The sequence below is a fragment of the Streptomyces sp. SM11 genome (genome assembly GCF_002910905.1).
GTDB lineage: Bacteria > Actinomycetota > Actinomycetes > Streptomycetales > Streptomycetaceae > Streptomyces.
Genome location: NZ_NEUE01000246.1, coordinates 13,182 through 23,222, shown reverse-complemented (window position 1 = coordinate 23,222; position 10,041 = coordinate 13,182). Strand labels below are relative to the sequence as shown.

Annotated in this window: 10 protein-coding genes; 8 read left to right on the top strand and 2 right to left on the bottom strand. The window is 68.9% G+C overall.

The genetic code is table 11. The features are described from left to right. Positions 1-227: 227 nt before the first annotated feature. From B9S58_RS26200 to B9S58_RS26165, 8 genes are all read left to right on the top strand, one after another. Complete coding sequence (locus tag B9S58_RS26200) at positions 228-956, top strand: 4'-phosphopantetheinyl transferase (protein WP_103534500.1); 729 nt, start codon at positions 228-230, stop codon at positions 954-956. Between the two features lie 145 nt (positions 957-1,101). Next, on the top strand, positions 1,102-1,941 hold the full coding sequence (locus tag B9S58_RS26195; RefSeq protein ID WP_308457924.1) for a HipA family kinase: 840 nt from the start codon (positions 1,102-1,104) through the stop codon (positions 1,939-1,941). Continuing rightward, entirely contained in the window at positions 1,938-2,360 is a 423-nt protein-coding gene (locus B9S58_RS26190; protein WP_103534499.1) for a DUF3037 domain-containing protein, read from the top strand. The genes B9S58_RS26195 and B9S58_RS26190 overlap by 4 nt, the downstream gene beginning before the upstream one ends. 61 nt (positions 2,361-2,421) lie before the next feature. Next, on the top strand, positions 2,422-3,774 hold the full coding sequence (gene ccrA, locus B9S58_RS26185; RefSeq protein ID WP_103534498.1) for a crotonyl-CoA carboxylase/reductase: 1,353 nt from the start codon (positions 2,422-2,424) through the stop codon (positions 3,772-3,774). A 167-nt stretch (positions 3,775-3,941) separates the two neighbouring features. Further along, positions 3,942-4,607, top strand: coding sequence for a TetR/AcrR family transcriptional regulator (locus tag B9S58_RS26180; protein ID WP_103534497.1), 666 nt, complete (start codon positions 3,942-3,944; stop codon positions 4,605-4,607). Further along, positions 4,604-6,280 carry an MFS transporter gene (locus tag B9S58_RS26175; RefSeq protein WP_103534496.1) on the top strand — a complete coding sequence of 559 codons (1,677 nt, stop codon included), beginning with the start codon at positions 4,604-4,606 and terminating at the stop codon, positions 6,278-6,280. Before B9S58_RS26180 ends, B9S58_RS26175 begins: the two co-directional genes overlap by 4 nt. A gap of 57 nt (positions 6,281-6,337) precedes the next feature. Then, on the top strand, positions 6,338-6,673 hold the full coding sequence (locus B9S58_RS26170) for a DUF6204 family protein (RefSeq protein ID WP_103534495.1): 336 nt from the start codon (positions 6,338-6,340) through the stop codon (positions 6,671-6,673). Positions 6,674-6,744: 71 nt separating this feature from the next. After that, positions 6,745-7,299 carry a DUF2087 domain-containing protein gene (locus B9S58_RS26165; protein WP_103534494.1) on the top strand — a complete coding sequence of 185 codons (555 nt, stop codon included), beginning with the start codon at positions 6,745-6,747 and terminating at the stop codon, positions 7,297-7,299. A gap of 86 nt (positions 7,300-7,385) precedes the next feature. On the opposite strand, the gene B9S58_RS26160 is transcribed toward B9S58_RS26165, so the two are convergent. Then, the gene (locus tag B9S58_RS26160) at positions 7,386-8,720 is read right to left on the bottom strand and encodes an acyltransferase domain-containing protein (RefSeq protein WP_103534493.1); all 1,335 of its coding nucleotides are present in this window, start codon (positions 8,718-8,720) and stop codon (positions 7,386-7,388) included. 34 nt (positions 8,721-8,754) lie between these two features. Further along, positions 8,755-9,714: a class I SAM-dependent methyltransferase gene (locus B9S58_RS26155; protein WP_103534492.1), complete on the bottom strand. Its 960-nt coding sequence runs from the start codon at positions 9,712-9,714 to the stop codon at positions 8,755-8,757. Positions 9,715-10,041 lie beyond the last annotated feature (327 nt).

Below are 10,041 nucleotides of genomic sequence, written 5' to 3'. Positions count from 1 at the left end.
CCATTCCCCCTCCCCACTCCCCCTCCCACTGCATTCCGGAGGGCCCTGTCTAGCACAGTATCCGCCAAAGTAGTTGAACATCGAAACTACCCTGGACACGATCTCCTTCCCCTTGACCGGAATTGGGTCGACAAGAAAGCATCGTGGACGGTCATTGCCGCTTTACGCAAGAGGACAGGTCACTCGTGCCAAGAATCCAGGGGCCGGAGCTCGGCCACCGTCACCCCATGCTCGAACCCCATGCGACCTGGGCGGACGCCGATACCGTCGAGCCCGGCCTACTCGCCGGTGTGCTGCCGGACGTGATGATCGTCGAGCTGTTCGCCGACCCGCCCGGGATCCGCCTCTACCCGGAGGAAGCCGACATCGTGAAGCACGCGGTCGACAAGCGCCGACGCGAGTTCACCACGGTCAGGCTGTGCGCCCGCACGGCGCTCTCCAGGATCGGAGTCCGGCCCGGACCGATCCTGCACGATCCCTCGCGGGCCCCCGTCTGGCCCGAGGGCGTCGCGGGCAGCATGACCCACTGCCCCGGCTACCGGGCAGCGGCGGTCGCCAGGACCAAGGCGGTGGCCTCGGTCGGAATCGACGCTGAGTCGAACTCCGCGCTGCCGAGGGGCGTGGAGGAGATGGTGGCCTCGGCCGACGAGCGCCGTACGTTGGACCGGCTCGCCCTGTCCCATCCTGCCGTCGCCTGGGACATGCTGCTGTTCAGTGCGAAGGAGAGCACATACAAGACATGGTTCCCGCTCATGGGCCGATGGCTGGATTTCAGCGACTGCACCATCATCCCGGACCCGGCACGGGGCACCTTCCGCAGCTCGCTGCACGTGCCGGGGCCCGTGGTGGGCGGGCGCCGGGTAAACACCTTTACCGGACACTGGCGAACCGTCGTCCGAGAGGGCGCCGAGTACGTGGCGACCGGGATCGTCGTGCCGACCGGCCCGCGCCCGTAACACACCCGACGAATTCCCTGCGGAGACCAAGCGGACTCCTCACCACCGGTAACGGCCTTTTCCAGCCACAGGCCCATCTTGACCAAAACCAATAGAGGTGCGACATTTCCACCGGAACCCCCTCCCCGCTCAATCCAGCGGCCGAATGGCCGAAACTCGATATCACCCTTGGAGGGGCCCATCCGAGGCCATTAGGGTGATCGACATGCTGAAAGAAGTAAAAGGAACGCAATATTTGACGGCTCTACGGGAAGGTGGCTCTCTGCCCGGTATCATTGAGGCGGACAACGACGGAACGTACGTCGTGAAATTCCGTGGAGCCGGCCAGGGAAGCGCGGCACTCGTTGCCGAGATCGTGGTCGGTGAGCTCGGCCGTCACCTCGGCATCCGGGTACCCGACCTGGTCATCCTCGATGTGGACGCCGAACTGGCCCGCCGCGAGCCGGACCAAGAAGTGCAGCAACTCCTCCAGGCCAGCACGGGTCCCAATCTCGCCATGGACTTCCTGCCGGGTTCAGTGGGTTACGACGGCATCGCCTGGCGGGCGCCGGCCGAGGAAGCCGCTCGCATCTACTGGCTCGACGCCCTGACCGCCAATGTGGACCGCACCTGGTCCAATCCCAACCTCCTCATCTGGCACCGCCAGTTGTGGGCGATCGACCACGGCGCGGCGCTGATCTTCCAGCACTCGTGGCCCGCGGTGGACGGTTGGGCCAACCGGGACTACGGGATGGGCTCGCACGTCCTGTCCGAGCGGGTGTCCTCGCTCGCCCCCCCGCTTCTCGACGCCCTCGACGCCGAACTGGCCGCCCTCGTCTCGGCCGAGGTGCTGGAGCGGATCCTCGACCTGGTGCCCGACGTCTTCCTGGCGAGCATGAATGCGGCCGACGGCGCGGCTCCGCAGACCCTTCGGAGGCGCTACGTCGAATACCTGTTGGCCCGTCTCGCGAGTGAGCGCGCCTGGTGGCCGGAGGCGTTGGCATGAGCACAACTTCCACGCCCTCCCCGGGCAGCGCCACTTCCGCCCCCTGCCTGGGCTTCGACTACACGTTGCTACAAGCCGTTCCCCGCGTCGACCGCGGTGAGCGCATCAACGTAGGCGCCCTGCTCTACTGCAAGGAGGCCGACTTCCTCGCGGCCGAGGTTCACATCGACCCCGCCCGCCTGCGCGCGCTGGACACCGAAGTCGACCTGACCGGCGTCACTGATGCCCTGGAGGCGATCCGCGCCATCTGCGCGGGCGACGAGTCGGCCGGCCAGGCCGGCGCGGGCACGCTCCGCTCGCGGTTCGGCTGGCTCACGGCTCCGCGCAGCGCGGTCGTCCAGACCGGCGCGGTGCACGGCGGACTCACCGCCGACCCGACGGCCGAGCTGGACCGGCTGATGAACCGCCTGGTGCGCTGACCCGACGTCCCAGCACCGCCCTCCCCCCTTCTTGAGGCCCCACGAGCAGGACGGACACCACATGCAGGACATCGTCAACGCCGTCATGAGCGGGGAAGCGGTGCGGGAGGACTTCGCCGCACTCACCGTCCCCGAGGCCTATCGGGCCATCACCTTGCACAAGAGCGAAACCGGCCTGTTCTCCGGGCTCGCCGCCCGGGACAAGGACCCGCGCAAATCGGTGCACCTGGACGAGGTCCCGGTTCCCGAACTCGGCCCGGGAGAGGCCCTGGTGGCCGTCATGGCCTCCTCAGTCAACTACAACACCGTCTGGTCGGCCCTCTTCGAACCGCTGGCGACCTTCGGATTCCTGGAGCGGTACGCGGCCCGGTCGCCGCTCGCCCGGCGGCACGACCTCCCGTACCACGTCATAGGTTCCGACCTCGCGGGCGTCGTCCTGCGCACCGGACCCGGCGTCCACGCCTGGCAGCCGGGGGACGAGGTCGTCGCACACTGCCTGTCGGTGGAACTGGAGGCGCCGGACGGCCACAACGACGCGATGCTCGACCCCGAGCAGCGCATTTGGGGCTACGAGACGAACTTTGGCGGTCTGGCGGAGCTCGCGTTGGTGAAGTCGACCCAGCTGATGCCCAAACCGCGGCACCTGTCCTGGGAAGAGGCCGCCTCCCCCGGACTGGTCGCCTCCACCGCCTACCGCCAGCTGGTCTCGCGGAACGGCGCCGGCATGAAGCAGGGCGACAGCGTCCTGATCTGGGGCGCCGGCGGCGGACTCGGTTCGTACGCGACCCAGTTCGCCCTCGCCGGCGGCGCCAACCCTATCTGTGTGGTCTCCAGCGCGCAGAAGGCCGACATCTGCCGGGCCATGGGTACGGAGGCGGTCATCGACCGCGCCGCCGAAGGCTACGCGTTCTGGGCGGACGAACACACCCAGAACCCGAAGGAGTGGAAGCGCTTCGGCAAACGCATCCGTGAGCTGACCGGTGGCGAGGACGTCGACATCGTCTTCGAGCACCCTGGCCGGGAGACCTTCGGCGCGAGCGTGTACGTGGCCCGCAAGGGCGGCACGATCGTCACCTGCGCCTCCACCTCGGGGTACATGCACGAGTACGACAACCGCTACCTGTGGATGTCGCTGAAGAGGATCGTCGGCTCGCACTTCGCGAACTACCGCGAGGCCTGGGAGTCGAACCGGCTGATCTCCAAGGGCAGGATCCACCCCACTCTGTCGAAGGTGTACACCCTGGCGGACACCGGGCAGGCCCTGCACGAGGTGCACCACAACCGCCACCACGGCAAGGTGGGCATCCTCGCGCTGGCCCCCAAGGAGGGCCTGGGCGTGCGTGACCACGAGTTGCGGGCCCGGCACATCGACGCCATCAACCGGTTCAGAGCCCCCGAGTTCACGGACTCCTGACGCACTGGACCTCCTGCCAGGACGGCCCCAACGGGTCGCTACCACGTCTTCGGGCGCCGGTGGCGGCCCGTTGTCGTGCTCCGGGGACCCCTGCCGGGTGAATCCATTTCAGATACACAACTGGATTGGGATACGGTCCTGTATCTGAGTAGCGCGCCAAGGAGGCGATCACCATCACCAAGCGGCTCACCAGACAGCAGAGCAAGCAGGTCACCCGCGAGCAGCTCCTCCAGTCCGCGGCCTCACTTTTCGCCGACCAGGGGGTCAGCGGCACCTCGGTGGAGCACATCGTCGAGGCCGCCGGCTACACCCGGGGCGCCTTCTACGGCAACTTCGAAGGCAAGCACGAGCTCGTCCTCGCCCTCCTAGAACAGCGGACCCAGCACGAGCTGGAAGAGATCCAGGCGATGACCCGCGAGGCGGCCACCTTCGAGGTGATGCTCGAACACCTCCGCTCCTGGCACCGTCGGCGGGACCAGAACCTCGCCAGCTGGCTCGCGCTGCGTACCGAACTCTGGCTCTACGGCCTGCGCGACCCCGAGCTGCTGCCGGTGCTGGCGGCCCGCGAGCGCCGGTCCAGGGAGGCGCTCGCCCAGGCGCTGGAGCAGGGGTTCGCCGCACGCGGCGTGAGCACCCCGGCTCCGGTGGAAATGCTGGCGCTGATCGTGCACGCACTGGATGACGGGCTGTCCATCCAGCGCGTGCTCTGCCCCGCCGAGAGCGGCACCGACTCCGTCGTGGACGTGGTGGAACTACTGATGAAGTCCTGGACCGCCCTCGCCCGCAGCACCACGGCCGAACCGGCCACCGAGAAACTGGAGAAGAACCCATGAGCAAGGCAGGGCAGACAGTAAAACCGGCGACCGCCGGTCCAGCTGCCACCCCAGACGCACCCGAGCCCGACCCGAAGCGGTGGCTCGCACTGACCGTCCTGCTGGTCGCCACCTTCATGGACCTGCTCGACGCCAACATCATCACCGTGGCCATCCCGAGCATCCAGCGCGACCTCGGTGCCTCGTCCGCCGCCATCCAGGCGATGACGGCCGGCTACACCCTAAGCCTCGCGGTCCTGCTGATCACCGGCGGCCGGCTCGGCGACATCTTCGGCCGCAAGCGGATGTTCCTGGTCGGCGTCAGCGGTTTCATCCTCGCGTCCGCCCTGTGTGCCGCGGCTCCCAGCACCGAGTTCCTCGTCATCGCGCGGGTCCTGCAGGGACTCACCGCCGCGATCATGGTGCCGCAGGTACTCGCGCTCATCCACGTCTCCTTCCCACCCCAGGAGATCGGCCGCGTCGTCAGCCTCTACGCGGGCATGGTCGGCCTGGCCATTGTGTCCGGCCCCCTCATCGGCGGCACCCTGATCAGCTGGAGCCCGCTGGACCTCGGCTGGCGCAGCATCTTCGTGGTGAACCTGCCGGTCGGGGTGGCGGCCCTGATCGGCGCCTCGAAGTGGATGCGGGAGTCGAGCTCTCCTCATGCGAAGCGGCTGGACATCATCGGCATGCTGCTGGTGATCGCCGGGCTGCTGCTGCTCATGATGCCCCTGACCCTCGGCCGTGAACTCGACTGGCCGCTGTGGAGCATCGTCTCGCTCGTCGCCGCGGCCCCCGTGCTCGTACTGTTCGTGGTCTACGAACGCCACAAGACCCGCACGGACGGCTCGCCGCTGGTGACCCTGTCCCTGTTCAAGGTCCGCGCGTTCGGTGCCGGCACCGGTGTGCAGCTCCTCTTCAGCGCCGTCCCGGCCGGCTTCTTCCTCAGCTGGACCCTCTACCTCCAGGCCGGTCTCGGCTGGTCGGCACTGCACACGGGTCTGACCGCGATCCCGTTCTCCGTGTGCGTACCGATCGTCGGCGGTCTCGCCGTACGCAAGTTCTCCCCGCTCTACGGCCGTTACTGCCTGCTCGCGGGGGCGGTCCTGATGGCCGCGGGCATCGCCTCCTTCGCCTGGGTCGCCGACCACTTCGGTACGGACATCACCTCCTGGCACGCGATCCCCTCCATGCTCCTGATCGGCTCCGGAATGGGTCTGCTCATGCCTCCGCTGACGGCGCTGATCCTCAGGGAGGTCAAGCCGCACGAGGCAGGAGCCGCGTCCGGCATCATCAACGCGACCGGTCAGCTCGGCGCCGCGCTCGGCGTGGCGGTCATCGGCAGCCTCTTCTTCGCCTCGCTCGCCGGCAACGCGGTCCGGGAGGCCGAACAGGTCGCGCCCACCGTCCGGTCGGTCTCCTCCCAACAGGCCGCCGACCTCCAGGAGTGTGCGACCGAGGCACTGGGCCAGGACGATCTCGCCAAGGTTCCGGCCAGCTGTTCCACACTCGTTCAGGGCGCCGACCCCGGTGCCCGCGATACGATCGATGGCGCGCTCGGTGAGATCCGTGCAAACACATTCGTGTCCACCTACAGCGAGACGCTGTACTGGGCGGCCGGTGGCCTGATCCCGGTCACCGCCCTGGTGCTACTCCTGCCGCACCACCGAGTGCGGCGGGACCAAATGGCGTAGGGCGCCGCCCCGCTGACGGCCCGTCGCCCCGAGAATCACATCTGGAGACCCACGACCATGAGCAGCGATACGACCTACCAGGTCCTCACCCGGGGCAAGTTCGCGCCCCTCGACGAAGAGCAGCGCGCGTCGCTGCTCGCCCAGGCAGACGAACACGGCGTACTCAGCGCCCGGTTCACCGACGTGGGCACCGTGGCCTACGAGCGCGGACTGCACGGCTTCACTTTCCGCGTACTGATCCCCGCGACCGACGACGACACCGAGGAACTCGTCCTCGCGCAGGCCGAGGAGCTCGCCACGACGGCCGTCCGCAAGCTCGGCGCCGACTGCGTCGAGCTCAAGTCGGTCTCCACCGACCTGGCCAGCATCAAGATCAAGCGGAAGGGGCGCTGACCCTGAGGTCCCGGCCCGCACAGCGCCCCGGCGTCGCGCGGGCCCGTACCGGCAGGCTGCGGAACACTCCGATGACACCTGACGAATTCACTCTCGTGCTGTCCGACCCGATCCTGCGCCGCATCTTCTCCGCGGTCGCGCTCGGCTCGTCCACCTCGTCCGAAATCCTCACCGCCTCGGGGCTCGACACCCCGATGGCCGCCAAGGCCATCGGGCAGATGACCCGCAACGGACTTCTCGTACCCGCCGGGCGCGGCCGGCTCGCACTCTCCGAAGGCCTCCTGGAGGCGGTGGCGGAGACCGCCGCACGCCGCCGGGACGAGGAAACGGCCGCGGAGCAGCCCGACGCCCGGCTGCGCGGCTTCGTACGTGGCCGGGTGCTGGTGAGCCTGCCCGACGAGGCGGAGCAGGAGGCCCGGCACTCGGTCCTGCGGCACATGGCGGAAGCCACCTTCTCCCCCGGGGAGGAGTACGACGAGCACACCGTGACGGAGCGTCTCGAACCATGGTGCGAGAGCGGCGCCCTGGACGCCGTCTCGCTGCGCCGGGCGCTCGTCGACCTCGACATCCTGCACCGGCAGTCGGGGCTGTACGGCCTGACCGCCGCCCCGGCCAACGCCGCCTAACACCGACGGGGCCCGCCTCCGGGCCCCGTCGGCCTTCCCTTTCCTGCTTCCTGATGGCTTCCCGCCGAGCCGCGTCCCGGGTTCTCCTAGGCCTCGCCCACGGGCACCGGCCTGGGGAGGCGTACGGCCTCCAGCACGGCGGCCTGGTACGGAGTCGGGGAATCCGCCCGCTCCTGCCGTGACAGCTTCGCCCAGTCGGGCTCCCGCCCGCAGGCATAGAGGGTCCCGAGCGAGGTGAGCATCGAGCGGATCTCGGCCCCCCGCCTGCCGGAGGGCAGCAACCAGCCCTGCCGCTCGCCGTGTTCAAGCGTCTGGCGCACCGGACTGAGCAGTACCGGATGGGTACTGACCTCAAGAAACACCTCGTGTCCCGCGGCGGCGAGGTTCTCCACCGCGGCCCTGAACCGCACCGGCTCCCGCAAATTGCGCATCCAGTAGGCGGACCCGAGCCCGGCACCCATCACCGGCTCGGCCGACACCGTCGAGTACATCGGCACCCGGGTGGGGGTCGGCTCCAGGGTACGCAGGGCGGTGTGCAGATCCCCTCGCAACTCCTCCACGTAGCGGCTGTGCGAGGCGACCGTCCCCTTGATCACCCGGAAGTAGACGTCCCGCGCCTCCAGTTGCTCACCCAGCGAGGTCAGCGAGTGCGAGTCGCCCGCCAGGACGGTGGAGCGGGGGCTGTTCTCCCCCGCCACGCTGATCGCGCCGCCGCTGGCCCCGGCCAGCGCGTGCGCCTTGACGGGTGGCAGTTCCGTCACGGCCAGCGCCCCCTTGCCGGCGATCCGGCGCAGCAGCGCGCTGCGCCGGCAGGCGACCATGAGGGCCTCGCGCAGGGTCAGCCCGCCTGCCGTGTGGGCGGCGGCCACCTCCCCCATGCTGTGGCCGATGACGGCGTCGGGGGTGATCCCCCAGCTGCGCCACAGTGCTGTGAGCGCGATCTGGAGGGAGACCATCGTCGGCTGGAGGACGTCCAGTTCGTCCAGCCGTGCGCTCTTGGCCGGCAGGTTCAGCTGCTCGACCACGGAAAAGCCAGCGAACTCCGTCACCATACGGTCGCATTGGTACATCGACTCACGGAAAACCGGCTGCTGCGCGAGGAGTTCGCGTCCCATCCCGTACCACTGGGACCCCTGCCCGGCGAAGACGAACGCCAGGCCGGGGCGGCGGACGGTGACCTCTGCCGGGACCCTCGCCGCCTCGCCCGCGCAGGCCTCTTCGAGCTGGGTGCGCAGGTCTTCGTACGAGTCGACGGCAAGGGACATCCGGTGGTCGCCGCCAGTGCCCGTCGCGGCTTCGTGGCAGTACCTGGCGAGCGGCGGCAGGGCGTCCGCGCCGCCGACCCTGTCGAGGTGTGCGTGCAGCAGGGCCTGGAGCAGGCCTTCGGTGGCGGCGGCGACGGCGAACAGTCGTGCACTCATGGTTCCTCCCTTCGGGCTCGGTCCGGGCGGCGGGTCATCGGCGGACGGCGATCCGGTGACGGTAGCTCTCCATGGGCAGCCCGCTCATCCAGGGCACGATGCCCATCTTGTTGAGCGCCTTGATCGTGGGGCTCGGCTGGTAGCCCGCGAACATCCCACCGAACATGAGGATCTGGCTGTGCGCGGCGATCTGGCGCACCAGCGGGTTCATGCGCTGCTTGCCCAGGGTGGTGCGGAAGTGGCTGCCGGGTGCCATGCGCCTACGGACGGCCGCACGGACCCGGTCCGAGATGTCGTGGTCGGACTTCCAGTCCAGGCCCTCGGTCTCCTCCGCAGTGCGCCGCATGGTCTCCGTACGCTGGCGGGTGTAGACGTCGATGTGGCTGAGGAAGCCGCCGGGGCGCAGCACCCGGGCGGCCTCACCGAGGAACTTGCCGAGGTCGGGGTAGGTGTGCGAGCTCTCGATGTTGACGAGGACGTCCACGGAGGCGTCCTCGAAGGGCAGGTCCTCCGCGTCGCCGTGGACGAAGGTGAGCGCGTCGCCCCGGGAAAGGGTGGCGGTGGCCCGGTCGACGGCTTTCGGCGAGAGGTCCAGGCCAGTCATCCGGGCGCCAGGGGCGATCCGGGAGAGGAGGTTGAGACCCTCCCCCATCCCGCAGCCGACCTCCAGGACGTGGCGTCCCGCGTAGTTGCCGAGGTCGATCGGCAGGTCGCGCAGGGCGAGGAAGTAGAGCTGCTCGCTGAAGCCGTCGGTCCACGGCTCGCCGAAGCCGGGCACGCGGGCGCGCATCTCCTTGGCGAGGTCGGGGTCGTACATGCCCCAGTTCCACAGCGTTCCCTGGCCGGAGAGCGTGGCGGCCATGTCGTAGATGGTGGCGCTGGCCGACTTCATGCCGGCGGCGTTCGCGCTGCGGCGCGTGCCGCCTGACTCGTCGAGGTTGATGTCCGCGAGGCCGCTGGTGAAAGCGGTCATCACGTCAGGGGTGGAACTCATACGGGTCTCCGATGCGCAGGGGGTCGGATGCTCCTATGGATGTCAAGCCGCTGGAGCGAGGCCGGTTTGGGGGATTCATTCCGTTGGTGTGGTGGCCAGTGCGCGGTAGACCTCGCGGGCGACGAATCGCTTGAGGCAGCGCATGATGTCCCTCCTGGCCAGCCCTTCCTTGGTGCGGCGTTCGACGTGACAGAGGAGGCAGAATCAAGGCGAAGCCGGACAGATGGGCGAAAGCGGCCTCGGAGGTCATGCGTTTGGGGTCGTCCTCGGCCGCGTGTGTGGTGGCCCCGCTGACGCGCCGAAAAATCCCCAACAGGACAGTCGAGA